Source organism: Paenibacillus sp. PastM-3 (assembly GCF_029893965.1).
Lineage (GTDB): Bacteria > Bacillota > Bacilli > Paenibacillales > Paenibacillaceae > Paenibacillus_AQ.
The window spans coordinates 68,796-85,292 of the sequence record NZ_JARXXP010000019.1 but is presented as its reverse complement, the minus strand read 5'-3'; the positions used below and the strand labels follow the sequence as shown (position 1 = coordinate 85,292).

General features: G+C 43.6%; 12 protein-coding genes and 1 riboswitch. Of the genes, 11 read left to right on the top strand and 1 reads right to left on the bottom strand.

What is annotated here, in order from left to right; all coding sequences use genetic code 11:
• Window positions 1-1,005: 1,005 nt before the first annotated feature.
• The 10 genes from M2108_RS22645 (at window position 1,006) to M2108_RS22600 (ending at window position 14,639) form a co-directional block, all read left to right on the top strand.
• Entirely contained in the window at window positions 1,006-1,608 is a 603-nt protein-coding gene (locus tag M2108_RS22645) for a recombinase family protein (RefSeq protein WP_277471644.1), read from the top strand.
• A gap of 334 nt (window positions 1,609-1,942) precedes the next feature.
• On the top strand, window positions 1,943-2,920 hold the full coding sequence (locus tag M2108_RS22640; RefSeq protein ID WP_277471643.1) for an SMEK domain-containing protein: 978 nt from the start codon (window positions 1,943-1,945) through the stop codon (window positions 2,918-2,920).
• A gap of 204 nt (window positions 2,921-3,124) precedes the next feature.
• Window positions 3,125-4,882, top strand: coding sequence for a DUF2326 domain-containing protein (locus M2108_RS22635; RefSeq protein WP_277471642.1), 1,758 nt, complete (start codon window positions 3,125-3,127; stop codon window positions 4,880-4,882).
• A gap of 373 nt (window positions 4,883-5,255) precedes the next feature.
• Window positions 5,256-6,932, top strand: a complete 1,677-nt coding sequence (locus tag M2108_RS22630) for a YecA family protein (RefSeq protein WP_277471641.1) — start codon at window positions 5,256-5,258, stop codon at window positions 6,930-6,932.
• Between the two features lie 578 nt (window positions 6,933-7,510).
• Window positions 7,511-7,608, top strand: a riboswitch (purine riboswitch).
• 166 nt (window positions 7,609-7,774) lie between these two features.
• The gene (locus tag M2108_RS22625; protein ID WP_277471640.1) at window positions 7,775-9,187 is read left to right on the top strand and encodes an 8-oxoguanine deaminase; all 1,413 of its coding nucleotides are present in this window, start codon (window positions 7,775-7,777) and stop codon (window positions 9,185-9,187) included.
• Window positions 9,188-9,243: 56 nt separating this feature from the next.
• Window positions 9,244-10,314, top strand: a complete 1,071-nt coding sequence (locus tag M2108_RS22620) for a BMP family lipoprotein (RefSeq protein WP_277471639.1) — start codon at window positions 9,244-9,246, stop codon at window positions 10,312-10,314.
• Window positions 10,315-10,330: 16 nt separating this feature from the next.
• Window positions 10,331-11,866: an ABC transporter ATP-binding protein gene (locus tag M2108_RS22615; protein ID WP_277471638.1), complete on the top strand. Its 1,536-nt coding sequence runs from the start codon at window positions 10,331-10,333 to the stop codon at window positions 11,864-11,866.
• Window positions 11,859-12,917 (top strand): ABC transporter permease, encoded by a 1,059-nt coding sequence (locus M2108_RS22610; RefSeq protein WP_277471637.1) that lies wholly within the window; start codon window positions 11,859-11,861, stop codon window positions 12,915-12,917. The genes M2108_RS22615 and M2108_RS22610 overlap by 8 nt, the downstream gene beginning before the upstream one ends.
• Window positions 12,910-13,827 (top strand): ABC transporter permease, encoded by a 918-nt coding sequence (locus M2108_RS22605; RefSeq protein ID WP_277506339.1) that lies wholly within the window; start codon window positions 12,910-12,912, stop codon window positions 13,825-13,827. Before M2108_RS22610 ends, M2108_RS22605 begins: the two co-directional genes overlap by 8 nt.
• A 23-nt stretch (window positions 13,828-13,850) precedes the next feature.
• Window positions 13,851-14,639 carry a nucleoside phosphorylase gene (locus M2108_RS22600; protein WP_277471635.1) on the top strand — a complete coding sequence of 263 codons (789 nt, stop codon included), beginning with the start codon at window positions 13,851-13,853 and terminating at the stop codon, window positions 14,637-14,639.
• Window positions 14,640-14,797: 158 nt separating this feature from the next.
• On the opposite strand, the gene M2108_RS22595 is transcribed toward M2108_RS22600, so the two are convergent.
• Entirely contained in the window at window positions 14,798-15,742 is a 945-nt protein-coding gene (locus tag M2108_RS22595) for a ketopantoate reductase family protein (RefSeq protein ID WP_277471634.1), read from the bottom strand.
• Between the two features lie 149 nt (window positions 15,743-15,891).
• Between M2108_RS22595 and M2108_RS22590 the strand changes: the two genes are divergently transcribed.
• On the top strand, window positions 15,892-16,479 hold the full coding sequence (locus M2108_RS22590) for a TetR/AcrR family transcriptional regulator (protein ID WP_277471633.1): 588 nt from the start codon (window positions 15,892-15,894) through the stop codon (window positions 16,477-16,479).
• Window positions 16,480-16,497 lie beyond the last annotated feature (18 nt).

The window sequence follows — 16,497 nt, the reverse complement described above, 5'->3', positions numbered from 1 at the left end:
CCTCTTTTCTGTTCCAATTCATTAATGGAAAATGCCTTAAAAGTTGCAATAACCTTCCCCTTGAGCAGAAGAATATTCTGCCATGTACGAAATTTTCCATAACCTATTGAAACTCCACTTCAGTAGAAGCAAAATCCGATATGGGTTATTCTTGTTCCCTCTGAACAGAATGTAGTTCAGCTATGTACGTTTTTTTCTATAGAAGTAGTAAATTCTGTTTGAGTAGAAATAAACGTCATCAAGAGAGAAGTGAAATCTGTTAAAACAGTAAGAAGTTCCGCCTAATTATATTCAATATATTAGATTCAATAAAGAGATTCAGAGAGAGAATCAATCTATCTGACACGCCTTCGGCGGTCAGAGGTTTCGCTTCGCGTTCTCTTTACTTTCAAACCATATGTTTATTTCGTGTAGGTTTAACCAAATGCGGCACAGCCGCCATTATCATAGCTTTTACTGAGCCGAATCGTTTTCCAGTAAAAGGACAAACAAAGTTAGGCTTTACCCAAAATTCTTCGACTTCCTTCCTGCTTACTACTTGATGCCCTTTATGATTCGGCTAACCTAATTCAGAAGCAGTATCGACATCTTCTTTAATTGATGTAATTTCATTCATAAGACCCTGAATGTAAACCGCTACCGTTGGCTCTCCTGATGATTCAATTTGCTCCTATTGTTCTTGTGATAAAGTTAGGGATACCTTTCACGTAATCCATGTGCTTTACGTCCTGCCCCTATTCGCACTCCACCTCGTGGCATAGTCCCTCTCCCTTTTATGATTAAAGTTACTCATTTCATAACAGCGCTCAGAGGGGGGATGAATAAAGTAACCTGTTTCTAACTGGCGGTACGAAAACGATTGTTTATGAAACGATTCGTGAACCTACTATTTTTGAGCGTAAAACCTGAGAAAAACAGTACGAAACCCGTTTCAAAATCATATTTACGAAATAGTACGTTTTTGATACAATTAAACTACTGAAATGACTAGGGGGAACGTAAACCATGAGAATAGCTTACGCAAGAGTATCTACCGCTGACCAGTCACTTAATTCACAATTGGACGCATTAGAAAAGTTCGGGTTTGACCGTATCTATACTGAAAAAGCAAGCGGTGGCAAAGATGACCGCCCTGAACTAGCTAAGGCTCTAGACATGCTACGTGAAGGAGATACCTTCATTGTATACAAACTTGACCGATTGGCACGTTCGACACTAAAGCTAATTGAAACGCTTGACTCACTGAAAAGGAAAGGCGTTGAGTTTGTAAGTCTGTCCGATAACATTGATACGTCTACGGCGGCAGGAAAGGCAATGTTTGGCATGATGGCTGTCTTTGCGGAGTTTGAGAAGTCAATCATTCATGAACGTACTGTAGCAGGATTAAATGCGGCTAGAGCACGTGGAAGGAAGGGTGGTCGCCCTATGACTGATAAGAAGAAGCTAGACAAGGCGATCAAGCTACATCAGAGCGGAGAATTTACAGTATCACAGATTGAAGAAATGACTGACGTAAGCAAGGGCTCACTTTACCGTGAACTAAATCGTAGGAAGCAAAGAGCAACAAAGACGGATAATAATAGTAGCGAGCCGTTACAAACTCATTAAGACACTCTTAGAGCCGCTAATAGACTGTATAAGGATTGATAAAGACAGAGCCAACAAAGACAGGGCGGCTCTTTTACCTATGTTGTAAAGGTATTTAATGGGCTTATAATTAGACCACACCCAGTGCGGAATGAATCATTTATTGTTTCCGCGGCGGAGTTTAACCCCGTTGGATTCATACCATTTTTTCGAAATACGCTGTACGTACAACAACTCCTCAGAATCTACAGAATCTACAGAGTCTATATTCCCTCAAAAAAAGTAGCTGTTCACGTTTCTAAAAGATGCTAAACTGTAAATGTGCTTGAAGTATCTTACAATTGGAGTTGTTTATGTGAATAAAGAGATTTATTTAAAGTTAATATCAAGTGCATTGGCAAAACTAGCACTTGAAGTCGAACTTAGAAATTGTATAAGTCTATTTGATATCAATATTATTGCGGAGGACTTCTACAAAGAGTTTTTAAAGTTAGTGTACGGCTATAACTTGATAAATTTGAATATTATTGAAAAGAATATGTCAGCAATTGATTTAGCTGACCAAGTTAGTAGAATTGCTATTCAAGTCACCTCTGATAACTCTAGCACAAAGATAATTGATACTATAGTAAAGTTTAATGATAAGAAGCTACATACTCAATATGACAGATTAATTTTTTTAATGCTTATCAAGAAGAAAAAATATACAACAACATTTGATACAAGTGGTCTTTTCTCTTTTTCGAAAGATACTGATATAATTGATCATTTTGATATGATGCAACACATTAAAGAAAAAGATACAGAAGATTTGAAAAGGATTTCCGAATTTTTAGATAGAGAATTATCTGTGAAAGTCAAGGAAACAACAAGAAAACAGGCGAGTGAAGTGGAAACAGTCATTGCCTTAATTGAGTACTTAAGCAATCATAAAAAGGTTACTGCAAAGAAAGAGGAGACAGTTACTGATCCTGAAGATAAAATCAATAGAAGGTTTAAAGAGTACTCAGATTTTTTAAAAGGGCTTTATATCGAATTAGTTTCATTGTATGGGGAAGCTGTTAAGCAGGCAAATGACATATTGGGCTTAGATGATGTGAAAATTTTGGTGATTAGGCTTTACTTGAGAGATATTAGTAATCAATTTTTGGAAAAAACAGGTGGGAATCCCAGGGAAGCACTAGAATTGCTAGCGTCGTTTTTCGAGGCGCAAATGGGTGCATCGGGTTTTGAATTTGACAGAATGGCAATAAAGTACTATTTGATTTCTGAAACAATAAAATGTAATGTATTTCCCAATATAGTAGGTGAAAAAGTTGGCGTTATTAGTTGAAGATGGTGAGAACTTTAAAACATCCGCTGTTTATATCGGATATTTAATACTAAAAGAAGTAAAAAAGAGTGAAACTAAAAAGGTTTCTATATATAAGGTGTCTGATACATTGAAGAAAAATGGCATATCACATAGCAGACAATTAATATTCGGATTATTGTTTTTATATTCACTGGGAATAGTGAAATTTGAGGAGCCTTATTTATGGATAGAGTAGTTAATAGAATCAAACTGTTAAAGTTGTATTCTGAACCTGAAGTATTCGAAACCATTTTATTTGAAGATGGAGTAAATATTATTCTAGGCGAGAAATCAGATGCAAATACAACTCGGGGCAGAAAAACCAATGGTGTTGGGAAATCAATGTCTATTGAGTTTATTAATTTTTGTTTATTTAAGAAGTACAGTGATAGCAGAATTAGGCTTATACCTGATGAAGTGTTCAGTGATGATGTGCTAATAAAGCTTGACTTACAAATTGGTAAAGAAGAAATAACAATTATAAGAAGTAAGGGTGAACAGAATAGGCCTATATTAAAGAAAAATGAAGAGACTATTATTTTTGAAAGTGTGGATGAAGCCCAAAGATATCTTAAGGACTTACTTTATAATGATTTTAATGAGGTGGTACTTCCCAACTTTCGTGAACTGATATCGCCATTGATACGAGACGAAAAATCTGAATTTAAAACCATATTAGAATGTTTTGATGTTAGTAAAAAAATTCCAGTAAGTGTAATTCCTCATTTATATTTTCTTAATATCTCATTGGTGATTTATAGGAAGGTTCAAGAAACTATTAAGAAAATAGAGCAATATAAAAATGTTTCGACAAATGCGAAGAAAGAAGTTACAAACGGTAATCAGAAAAAGATTAATGATGTAAGAGCAGAATTAAATGCATTAAACGACGAAGTGCTAAAAATGAATGATGCAATTGAAAGCTTTAGAAGTAACGAAGCATTTAATTCAATTGAGAAAGATCTTGTTGGATTAGAGGATCTATTAGACAAACTTAGAGTTCGCCAAAAAGCTATTAAATATGAACTACAACGGATTAAAAGTCTTCCTAAGCCTGAGGAAATTGACAGTTCTGAAATTGAACTTATTTATAATCAATTTAAGCAAGGACTCGGTGAACTAATTGTTAAATCGCTTCAAGAGACCCTTGGATTTAAAACAAAGATAGAAACCTTTCAGAGGTCATTAATTAACCAAAGGGCTTCTGACTTGCAGAATGAATTATATGAAATAACCGAACAAATAAGAGGGTTAGACGAACAATACGGTGAAAAATTAAGGATTATAGATCAAAAAGGGGTTCTGAAAAATCTAAAAAGCAGCTTGAAGATTTATAATCATAAAAATCAAGAGTACTCAAAAAGAATTGGCTTATTTAAAGAGTATGAGCATGCTGAGAAAGAAAAGAAAACACTGTTCTTGAAGAAAACTCAAGAGATACTTGAATTAGATAATGAAATTGATGAAAAAAAGAATATTTTAAATAGTTTCCTTACTACAGTACTATCTATTCATGAATTAATAATGGGTAATAAGGAATGCTCGTTTACGATTGAAACTGTAAATAGTAAAACAAGTAAACAAATAGTAAAAATTGAATTGCGGATTTACGACGATGGCAGTCACAGTGTAGATAGAACAAAGGTATTTATTTATGATATGGCTCTTTTGTTTAATCAACATACACGAAAGCGGCATCCTGGTCTTCTCATTCATGATAATATCTTTGATGTGGATCAAGATACACTTGTTCAAAGTTTAAATTACTTAGCTATACAAGAAGAAAAGTATCAAGATTTCCAATATATCCTTACTTTAAATCGAGATAAAATTGAACATGAAGAGAATCTAAATCAACTAAGTCTTGATATTGAAAAACATAAAGTTGCTACTTTTACAAAAGATAATAAGTTCTTGAAAAAAAATTATCAGGAAAAGTAATTTTAAATATTAAATAGAACTGTGAGTGATACAAAAATTTTACCAGGATAGTCTAACCAGACTGTCCTTTATTTCATTTACTTAAGAATTTCGTACCTATACATCAAATCAATTAATATCTACAAAAGTGTATATGAACCTAGAAGTCTGAGTAAAGTATGATCGGACTGTGTCTTATTATTATCTGGTTAAGAATTTACAAATCGTAATACTTGCACCCTGTCCAAAACCATTTGCAAATTAGATAATAAATGCATAACTAGAGCGTCATACTCGTAGTAATTTTTCCGTGAACGTGAATTAATTGAGCTATTTTTGAACATGAAGCATGTTACATATGAAAGAATAAAAAATTAAACTAAGGAGATAAACTATGTGGAAAAAAATGTTTAGAAGTAGACCGAGTCTCGATTATAGAAAGAAGTTTATATGTCCTGAATGTGAAAGTAATTCTTTATATATAATTCATGACACTGCATGTGAATGTGAAAATGGTTGTGAGGATAATTTGATAGATATTGCTACTATTTTTAGAAAAGATAATTTTGATGGTTTTTTCACATCAGGCTATATTAGAGAACATTTTTGGGTTGATGATGAGAAAATGAATCAAATGTTAACCGAAATTATTGAAGATAATAGATATGGATTATTGTCTACTAATGAAAAGCAAAAAATAAAATCTTTTTTATTTAAGAGAACAAGTCAGATTGAAGAAAAGCTAGATGATCTAGTTGTTGATTATCTAAATAAAAATAGTTTGAAGAAGGTACCTTCGGAAATGACTGTTTTCGGGTATCTAATTAATCTTTTAGAAGATACGCATTTTTTCATGAATCTTTGCTGTAAGGACTTGGCATTATTCAATTGCGGCATTTTATTTGCTCCTATACAGTTTTATTCAGGACGATTCTTTTATAATAATGCAGTTGAACACTTATTTCAGGCAAACGAAAGATTATATGTTATTTTAGGTATACTTTATAACTATAATTTTGACGATGACTTATCTCGTAATAAGTCTTATAGAATAGAAAATTATATAAAAAATAAAGCTGATTATAAAAATTCTGATATTAAAAAAATTCTCGAAAGTCTTAAGAGTAACCAAATGTACGACACTTTAAAATCCATGAGACAAATCAACACGCATGATTTGTCATACTTTTCAAAAGCAATTGAAGACCAAATTAAAACGGATGCTGTGAAAGCACAAGATTTTTGGGATAGAGATGGAGACAAGGTAGATTCTGACTTATATTTGCCCAAAATAAAAAATCTTATATTTTGTTTGGAGAAGCATTTTGATCTACTAGATCAGTTGATTCTTCACAGCAGTCATGAGACAAATATAAGTAAACTAACTTCTTTTCCAATGATTGAAAAATTTATGGATTATAAGTTACAAATTACTCCAAGGCAATACAATGTTCAGGAAATACAGAAGTTGGAAGATTATAAGTTGAGACTGTTCAGCAAACTTCCTAATTATGGCGGCACATTAATTGGCGATGTATTTTTTAGGATGGGAGAAGTAGTACGTTGTATCTTTGATTATTGCAATATAGAAAACGATGTTTTTTATCAATTGTGGGTGAGAAATGCGAATCTAAAGTTAAATGATTTGATAGATAAGCAATATTTGCTTTATAGTGCTCTCTCGAGAATCTATTCATGTTATGATAAATTATCTCGTTACATAGCACAACATTATCCTAAACACGCAGATATAATGTACTTCCAAGATTTCGAGAAAAAAACAGAAAAGTCTTCTTTAGTTAATGCGATTAAAGAGATTTTAAACGATAAATATTATAAACTGCTTTATGCGCTAAGGAATGACATTTATCACAACTTACGTGCGGGTGCGTTACATGGAGATGAAGGATTAAATTACTTTGATAATCTTTTGTTTATTACTGTGTTTGAGAATACAAAAATAATATTCAATTTTATTGAATATCTTAGTAATAATAGTAAGCAAAAAGTTGGTAGAAACGATCCTTGTTCGTGTGGGAGCGGATTAAAATATAAAAAATGTTGCGGTTAGAAATAGATATTTCCTCTTCTATTACAATTCTGTATGACTATACCATGTGCTTAATACCTCTACCTATGGTCTTGGCGATTTAAATAGTATCAGATGTTTTTTATACAATATTGAAATTTCCGCGAATACTGTCACATCATTGTTTGTCTAATTTACGCAACCCACACATGTGGAGTGCTGTTCGCTGTTGGTTAGGAATGACTAATAGTTCAGATGTATTGGCGGGAAACTGACGAAGTGGGCTAATATCCCGCTTCTTTTTTATAGCGAAGTAACGTATCGAGTGAAGTATTTAGATAACATGTGCGTTTCTCTTGATTTTTCCCTTTTCATGTAACCAACTATCCGTTTCTTGCACTCTGCTGTGCATGTAGGTATGTGGAAAGAACATTTATGATAAAATCGGCTCGTCTTCAAGAGAGAGTGGGCAATGATGTTAATGACAGGAAAAATATATAAATTTTATAAGGAAAGGAAAAGAAGTTGATTATAATGTTAGATTATATAACATAGAATCCTTATTTTTTAAATTTTTTTTGCCATTTTTGTTGACTTTTAAATTTTATGTTTTATACTAAAAATCAATTAAATAAGTTGTTCGTATAACCCTGATAATCGGTTCGGGGGCTCTACTAGGATCCGTAAAAACCTAACTACGAACGCAATATTAACTCTATTGCGTTTGTGTTAGGTTTTTTTGTTGTTCAAATTGTGTCATGTATTTGTATGAAATATGACATGATATTTTATTGGGAGGTGATGATCAGAGGTTTTCCTACACGGGATGTAGTTTTTTTTATGAATAAAATCCTTCTTTTTACTACAATCATTAGGAGTGCGATATGGGAACGTTACTAATCAAGAATGCCAGGAACATCATCACGATGGATTCGGACCGCTCACGCTATCCCGGAGGGAGTCTGTACGCCGACGGTCAGGAAATCAAGGCGATCGGGTATGAACTACCCTACGAAACGGCGGATACGGTAATCGATGCGACGGGAAAAATCGTATACCCGGGACTGATTAACACGCATCATCATCTGTATCAGACCTTTACCCGCAACATTCCCTGGGCCCAGGACTGCGAGCTGTTCGATTGGCTTGTCACGCTGTACGACATTTGGAGGCACATGCAGCCGCAGGATGTATATTTAAGCGCGAAGGTTGGCCTTGGCGAACTGCTTAAGACAGGCTGCACGACGGCGTCGGATCATTTTTACTGCTTTCCTGACGGGGTGAGCGGCGAACTGATCGATGAAGAGATCCGGGCCGCGCAGGAGCTGGGAATCCGCTTTTTTCCGACCCGGGGCTCAATGGATCTGGGACGCTCCGCCGGTGGTCTTCCTCCGGATGAGGTTACACAGAGCATCGACACGATCCTGAAGGACACGATGCGGGTGATTGAAGCCTACCATGACGATTCCAGATTTTCGATGCTCAGGGTAGGCGTTGCTCCGTGTTCTCCGTTCTCTGTGTCGGAGGATCTTCTGCGCGAGTCCGCGAGACTGGCGAGAAGCTACAAGGTGCGTATGCATACTCATTTGGCGGAGACCAGGGACGAGGAGCAGTTCTGTTACGACAAGCTGGGACTCAGGCCGCTGGATTACATGGAAAAGACCGGCTGGGTCGGCAGCGATGTCTGGTACGCTCACGGCATTTATTTTAACAACGACGAAATCCACCGGTTGGGTCTGTGCGGCTGCGGAGTGGCGCACTGCCCGAGCAGCAACATGAAGCTGTCCTCCGGCGTGCTGCCGATCCGGCAAATGCTGAAAGCCGGCGTGAAGCTGGGGCTTGGCGTAGACGGCTCTGCTTCCAATGATGGTTCGAACATGCTTGCGGAGGTCAGACAGGCGTACCTGCTTCACCGGCTGACGTCGGGACTTGAAGGTCTGTCGGCAGAGGAAAGCCTGTGGGTCGGCACTGTAGGTTCTTCCCGGGTGCTTGGCTGGGAGGATGCCATCGGTTCACTGGAGCCGGGCAAGGCGGCCGATTTGTTCATGATTGACGCTGAGCGGCTCGAATATGCCGGCGCGCTATTCGACGACGCGGCTCTGCCTGCTGCAGTCGGCAGCGGCCGGCCCGTTGACATGACGATTGTCGGGGGAAAGGTAGTTGTCAGGGACGGACAGCTTGTCGGCACCGACGAGATGCTGCTGGCCAGAGAGGGACAGGCCTCCGCTGCCCGGATGCTGGAGGTTGCTTCCAGGCGGAGCGGAGCCAATTACTACAAGTACCGCAACAGATCTTAACGTTTATTGCTTTCACCATCCTAATCTTACATATCTAATTCAGGGAGGTTTTCATAATGAGGAAAGTACGCGGCACCATGTTGTTTCTAATGACACTTGTTTTGTTGGCCGCAATGATCGGCTGCTCCTCCAATTCCGGTGGCGGCAGCGCGTCGGCATCGGAGAATGGAGCTTCAACTTCCGAAGGTGCTGCTTCGGAAGACTCTGCCAAAGACTTCAAGGTTGGACTGCTCACAGGTGTTGCTGGACTTGGGGACCGCTCGTTTAACGATCTCGCCAACGAAGGGGCGCTGAAGGCCGAGGAAGAGCTCGGGATCGAGCTTAAGGTGGTGGAGCCGGGCGAGCTGGCGGCTGCCGAAGGTTTGCTCCGCGATCTGGCGAATGCGGGCAACGAACTTATTATCGCCGTCGGTTTCGATATGGTCGAGCCTCTTACCGTAGTTGCAGGAGAGTTCCCTGACAAGGAGTTCGCTGTCATCGACGCCACGATCGACCTGCCGAATGTCCGCTCCCTCGTATTCAAGGAGCATGAAGCCTCCTTCCTGGTCGGTGCGCTGGCAGCGATGATGTCGGAAACGAAGCAGATCGGGGCGGTGCCCGCGATGGATGTGCCTTTCCTGAACCGGTTTACGAAGGCTTATGAGCAGGGCGCGCAGTATATCGATCCTTCCGTGAAGGTATCCATTCAGCCGATTGCTTCGGATTCTACAGGCTTTAACGATCCCGGCAAAATGAAGAATATCGCGCTGTCGATGTACGACCAGGGCATTGATGTCATCTATCCGGTCGCCGGCGGTTCAGGAACGGGACTGTTTGAAGCTGCTAAGGAACAGAACAAATACGCGTTCGGCGTTAATTCCGACCAGGACTACATGGCCGAAGGTCTGGTGCTGGCCTCCATGATGAAACGCGTCGACGTGGCCGTATTTGATACGATCAAGAGCTTCACGGAGGACAAGTTTGAACCCGGCATCATGGAATACGGGTTGGCGAACGAAGGGGTCGGCCTGTCGGAAATGAAATATACGAAGGATTTGATCGGGGAAGAGAAGATTGCGAAGCTGGAGGAGCTAAAGCAGGAGATCATCGACGGAAACATCAAGGTTATCGATGTAACCGCTCAGTAAGCAAGGGGTGAGAGGCATGAGTTACGCTTTGCAGGTAAAGGGAATTAGGAAGGCTTTCGGCAGCGTCAAAGCAAACGACGGTATTGATCTTGCTGTCCGTGCCGGTGAAATCCATGCGATCTGCGGAGAGAACGGGGCCGGCAAATCGACGCTGGTGGGTCAGCTGGGCGGTATGCTTCAACCCGACGAAGGGGAGATCATCATCGGCGGGAAGCCGGAGCTTCTGGTCTCCGCCAAAGAAGCGAGCCGGGCCGGCATCGGCGTTCTCCATCAGCATTTTATGCTGGTGGAGGCGTTCACCGCTCTTGAGAACATTATGCTGGGTGCCGAACCGCCTTCCAGAGTGTTTCTGGATTCGCGGGGAGGAGAGAAGGAAGTCGGCGAAATTTGCCGCAAATACGGGCTTGGCCTCGATCTGAAAGCCAAGGTTTCCGGTTTGTCCGTCGGGGCTCAGCAGCGAATTGAAATCATCAAGATTCTGTACAGGGGCGCCAGGATCATTATTCTGGACGAGCCGACAGCCGTACTTACCCCTCAGGAGACAGAGAGTCTGTTCGCCATCATGCGGGATTTGAAGCAGGGCGGCTGCGCCGTTCTGTTCATCTCGCACAAGCTGAAGGAGGTTATGGACATCGCGGACCAGGTAACGGTCATCCGTGACGGACGGACCGTCGGCGCCTGGCCGATCCGGGAGGTGAACGAGCAGTTTTTGGCGAGCAGCATGGTCGGCCGCGAAGTGGCGCTGACTGTTAAGCGCGAGGAAGGAGTGGTCCCCGGCAAGCCGGTGCTTGAGCTTCAAGGCCTCACGGTAAAAACCGGGGGATTGGAGCAAGGGGCAAGGGATATCTCCTTTCATATCTGCGAAGGCGAAATATTCGGGGTAATCGGGATTGCGGGGAATGGCCAGGAAGCACTGGTTGAAGGCATCCTCGGCATCCGCAAGGCTGCCTCGGGCCGGATCGTCGTCGAAGGCTCGGATGTCACCAACCGGATTCCGAAGGATTACCGCACACTGTCCATCGGCTGTATTGCCTCGGACCGGCTGAAAGAAGGGCTGGTCAAAGATTTTTCGGTAAAGGACAATGCCTATCTGGGTTATCAGCGGTACGCGGGGCTGCGCCGGGGACCCTTTCTTTCAGGGCGCAGGCTGGCAGATTGGACCCGGTCAATTGTGGAGAACTACCGTGTGAAAACAGAATCGCCCGACACCCCGATAACCGGTCTTTCCGGCGGCAACCAGCAAAAGCTGATCATCGGCCGCGAGCTTTCCCTGTCACCAAAGCTGCTGGTAGCCGTTCAGCCGACGAGGGGCGTCGATGTAGGCTCTATTGAATTCATTCACCGGAATCTGCTGAGGCACCGCAACCAGGGGAACGCCGTTCTTCTGGTCTCGCAGGAACTGGAGGAAGTACTGTCCCTGTCCGACCGTATCGGGGTGCTGTGTGGTGGACAGCTCATGGGCATCGGGAGGACGGAAGATTTCACCAAAGGGCAGATCGGACTCATGATGGCAGGCGTACATCACAAAGGGGAGGCGGCGGAATATGCGTGAAGGAAATATATTGTCAGCCTGGCTTAAAGTTCTGCTCCCATCCGTAATTGCGGTTGCTGTTTCCCTGCTCATCGGCGCCGCTGTAATCGCCATGATCGGGGAAAGCCCGCTCGAGGCCTATGCGGCGCTGTTCAAGGGCTCGCTTGGGGGAAGCGGCCCTTTGTCCCAGACGCTGGAGCGCTCCACGCCTTACCTGTTCGGCGGCCTTGCCTTTGCCCTCGCAGCCAAAGCCGGTCTCTTCAACATCGGCTTGGAAGGCCAAATGTTTATCGGAGCGCTCGCTTCTGCGGTTGCCGGCTTCGGCCTACAAGGTCTTCCACCCTTTGTACATCTTCCGCTTGCGGTCGCCGCGGGGATGGCGGGAGGCATGCTTTGGGCGGTTGTCCCCGGCGTAATGAAGGTGAAGGCGGGCGTGCATGAAGTCATTTCCACCGTCATGCTCAATTATGTGGCGTTTGCCGTAACAGGATATTTGACCGTGCATCAGTTTCTGGAGAAAGGCGCGGTCGCCCAGACGCCCAAAGTCGCGCCAGAAGCGTCCCTGCCGCTTCTGGCCCCGCCCTCCAAGGTCAACGCTGGTCTTCTGATCGGGCTGGGCTGCGCCGTTCTGTTGTACGTGCTCCTGTACCATACCGCATGGGGTTACGCCCTGCGGGTGAACGGGCTGAATGGTATCGCTGCCCGGTACGCCGGAATTTCCAGCGGTAAAATGATATTTATGGCACTCCTATTCAGCGGTGCCTTGGCGGGACTTATGGGCGCGGAACGGGTGCTAGGCGTATATCAGCGGTTTATGCAGACTTTCTCCAGCGGCTACGGCTTCACTGCGATTGCAGTCGCACTGCTCGGCCGCAATCATCCCCTCGGCATTATCCCGGCGGCCTTCATCTTCGGGATGCTGGAATCCGGCGCTTCTTCGATGTCGCTGATGGTGGATGTTCCGAGAGAGCTGGGGCCGATTCTCCAGGCCGTTATTATCGTAGTTATCGCCTCGGCTGCGTTTCTGGCCGGCAAAGTGGACCGCAGGAAAGGAGTGAAGGCCGTTGGGTAGCTTCTTGTCCGTACATATGCTGACGCTTACCCTGTCCATTGCCACTCCGCTGTTTCTGGCCGCCATCGGAGGCCTGCTGAACGAACGTGTGGGCATTGTAAATGTGGGACTGGAAGGGATTATGCTGACCGGCGCTTTCTCGGCTGTGTTAGTGTCCTATTATACAGGAAGCCCTTGGCTCGGCGTTCTGGCTTCCCTCGGCTCGGGAATGTTGCTCGGCCTTCTTCATGCGGCCGTCTGTATAGGTTTCCGGTCGGATCATGTGATCAGCGGGGTCGCGATCAACATTCTGGCGGGAAGTTTGACCGTGTTCCTGCTGCAGCTGTTCTTCAACAACAAAGGACAGTCACCGTCTGTAACGTCGGTTGGTTCTGTGGGAGGCATTGCCGACGGCGTGCCGGTCCTTGGAACTGTCGTTCATAACATGAACTGGCTGACGCTGATCGGCTTGGTCGTAGTCGGTACTGTTCATATTTTTCTATATCGGACAAAGCTTGGACTCCGCTATCGCTCGGTTGGGGAAAATCCGGCGGCGGCCCAATCGCTGGGCATCCCGGTAAAGGTGTACATGTACATCGGCGTTATAGCCGGTTGCGCGCTTGTGGGATTGGCCGGAGCCTACCTGTCCATCGGCATGCTTAACGTCTTTACAAAGAATATGTCTGCCGGACGCGGATTTATCGCGCTTGCTGTAGTTGTCTTCGGACGCTGGACACCGTTTGGTTCGCTGCTGGCATCGCTGTTCTTCGGGTACGTTATGGCGCTGCAATACAGCTTTCAGGCGCTCCCCGTGCCTCCGCAGTTGTTGGAGTCCATCCCGTATATCGCCACACTGCTTGTACTCGTCTTTACCTATAGAAACGCCAAGGGCCCCGCCTTCGCGGGACGAACGCTTCAGCTTCCCAAATAAACATACCTAAGGAGAGATCACCCATGAGTATTTTAAACAAGGCAGAAAAAACGCTTGGACGCAAGCAGTATCACATTAAATGCGGCGTCGGTGACGTCGGCGAATACGTACTGCTTCCGGGCGATCCGGCACGCAGCGACATGGTCGCCAAATATCTGGAAGGGGCGGAGCTTGTGGCGAATAACCGTGAGCACCGGACGTTTACCGGCTATTACAAGGGCGTTAAAGTCTCTGTGACCTCCACCGGGATGGGCTGCCCGTCAGCGGCGATTGCCATGGAGGAATTGGCTAACATTGGCGCCAAGGTATTTGTCCGTATCGGAAGCTCGGCAGCCATACAGGAGGGCATCGCCATCGGCGATCTGCTGGTGACGACCGGGGCGATGAAGAACGAAGGGACCTCCCGTTTCTACGTGCCCGATGTATTCCCGGCCGTTCCGGACTTCGAACTTAACCAGCTCCTTATCCAGACAGCCAGGGAGCTGACGAAAGAACATGATTACAAAGTGCATGTGGGCATCAGCGCCACTGACGACGCTTTTTACGGGGAAACGCAGGAGTGGATTGAGAAACTGCACAAGCTGAAGATTCAAAATATCGAGATGGAGGCGTCGGCCCTGTTTACCATTGCTCATCTCCGGGATCTGCGCGCAGCCTGCATTTGCGGCGTATCAGGGAATCTGGTCACCGGAGAGGTAATCTACGAGACAACCAACGACAAACTGGTGGAAGCCTGGGACAAGGAAATCAAAGTCGTACTGGAGACCTTCTACCGGTTTGAGGAATGGAGGAAGCAGGGAGTGGTAGAGTGAGGAGACTCACGAAGGCTCGTGATTGAATAACAGATGCCTTACCGCGGCGTTCAAAGAGCCTATCATCCGGTTGTCGGCCGGGGAATAGGCTCTTTGTGTGGTACGCCCGGCATCCCGCCGCTCCATGTCCTTCAGATGACAGAGAATCCTGCAGATTTCTATGATATGGAATTTTCAATAGCTTTGTGATGTTCCGTATTTTCAAATGCCATCGTAAGACGTGGCAAAGGTATGCCTAGCTTTTTTGCTTCTCTCACAACTTCAGATACCGCAAAACCTGCTTTACTATTGTTGTATTCGATGAAAAGTCGCGGTAAGCTGCCCTTTGCTAAAATAACCTTGTTAAAAAGCGTGCCAAGAAGTGCCGGCGGAATCTTAGTTAAGAGTAGCAAAATCATATCATTCTTTGCACCTCTTGCTTTAAGTACAGGGATCATTTCCCTCATATGCTTACCCACATTTGCGAATGAGTCACTATGGTTCATGAGCGCTGGAAAACTTCCCCGTTGTAACACCTCGGTCTCCATAGCTGCATTCATGGCAAAGTGAATCCATAGCCAGTTTTGCATATCCTTTACCCAACTAATTTTAAAATGGGCACTTTCAAAACATTCTTTGACCTTGTTGTTAATATGTTCAGTGCCTACCCGTGGTTTTTCCAGAAATATCATTTTCAAAAAGCCGCCTCTAAGCCTATTGTCCGTGATGCCACCGCCCCCTCCCGGGAACCCAAAGACAACATTGTTCATAGACAATGGTGCGATCGATGATTTCAAATCTTGCCAAACGTTATTGAATATGAGGACAGGGGTGGTTCCAGCAGCAGTCGATAATAATTGTGCTGCTTCTGGAAGTTGTTCCGTGTTGACGCTCACAATAATGAGATCATAATTTGGGCTAATCTCCTCATGCAATTTAACGCTCCAGCTTTCTTTTATTAGCTGTTTCCCTCTTCGTGCGTCCCACATTTCAAGCTCTATGTTGCTTCCGAAGGTTTCTTTTCTCCCTTTTCTAACGTAAAACTCAACGGTGTGCCCTGCCTGTTCAAAAGCCCAAGCATATTGGGTCGATATTACACCTCTACCGAAGAATAAGATTCTCATATTAGCCTCCTGAACATATATATTAATCCTTGTTGATGATCAAACAACGTGTTGTATAATGTTATTGTATAGATTCACTATACGGCCATCAACCATCAGATCTTTAATATCTGTCGGATAATCGATTGAACAGAAAATGGAGGCCAATCATGAAAAAGCAACCTGAAATGACGGATAAAACAAGGCAAACATTTATAAATGTATTCTGCAATTTATATAGCCAAAAACCAATTGAAAAAATAACCATTCAAGAGATTGCTAACCAATCAGGATATAATCGCAGTACATTTTATCAATACTTTACGGATATCTATGAGTTGTTGGACTACGTTGAAGAACGTGTATTGAAATCCATTAACGAGGAAATGGCAAGCAGAGAGTTTTCTGCACATACTTTCCAAGATGCACTTCAATGCTTGGAAAATGCAGAGGAAATTTCAGTTTTTAAAGCCCTCTTCGGGGACTATGGTTATGTTCATTTTGTTGAACGCCTGAAAAGAGAAATTCCCTTTGAGAGATTGATTGTAGACTTTCCAACAAATGATGTCCTAGCACCATACATAATTGAGTTTTACATATCAACATTAATATCTATCTTTCGCCTCTGGATACGCAACGGCAAAGATCTATCCTCGGAAGAATTGGTCACGTTGGCAGATAGCCTATTGGCAAATGGGATAACACCGTATCATTTCTTTGGCACGGTCAATCCGCGGCACCCTGATTCGAATAAATGATGACTTTGTTGATTAATC

Coding starts and splice junctions, on each gene's coding strand:
- M2108_RS22635 (WP_277471642.1), top strand. CDS start 3,125: ATGGATAGAGTAGTTAATAGAATCAAACTGTTAAAGTTGTATTCTGAA.
- M2108_RS22625 (WP_277471640.1), top strand. CDS start 7,775: ATGGGAACGTTACTAATCAAGAATGCCAGGAACATCATCACGATGGAT.
- M2108_RS22630 (WP_277471641.1), top strand. CDS start 5,256: ATGTGGAAAAAAATGTTTAGAAGTAGACCGAGTCTCGATTATAGAAAG.
- M2108_RS22610 (WP_277471637.1), top strand. CDS start 11,859: ATGCGTGAAGGAAATATATTGTCAGCCTGGCTTAAAGTTCTGCTCCCA.
- M2108_RS22595 (WP_277471634.1), bottom strand. CDS start 15,742: ATGAGAATCTTATTCTTCGGTAGAGGTGTAATATCGACCCAATATGCT.
- M2108_RS22600 (WP_277471635.1), top strand. CDS start 13,851: ATGAGTATTTTAAACAAGGCAGAAAAAACGCTTGGACGCAAGCAGTAT.
- M2108_RS22615 (WP_277471638.1), top strand. CDS start 10,331: ATGAGTTACGCTTTGCAGGTAAAGGGAATTAGGAAGGCTTTCGGCAGC.
- M2108_RS22590 (WP_277471633.1), top strand. CDS start 15,892: ATGAAAAAGCAACCTGAAATGACGGATAAAACAAGGCAAACATTTATA.
- M2108_RS22620 (WP_277471639.1), top strand. CDS start 9,244: ATGAGGAAAGTACGCGGCACCATGTTGTTTCTAATGACACTTGTTTTG.
- M2108_RS22645 (WP_277471644.1), top strand. CDS start 1,006: ATGAGAATAGCTTACGCAAGAGTATCTACCGCTGACCAGTCACTTAAT.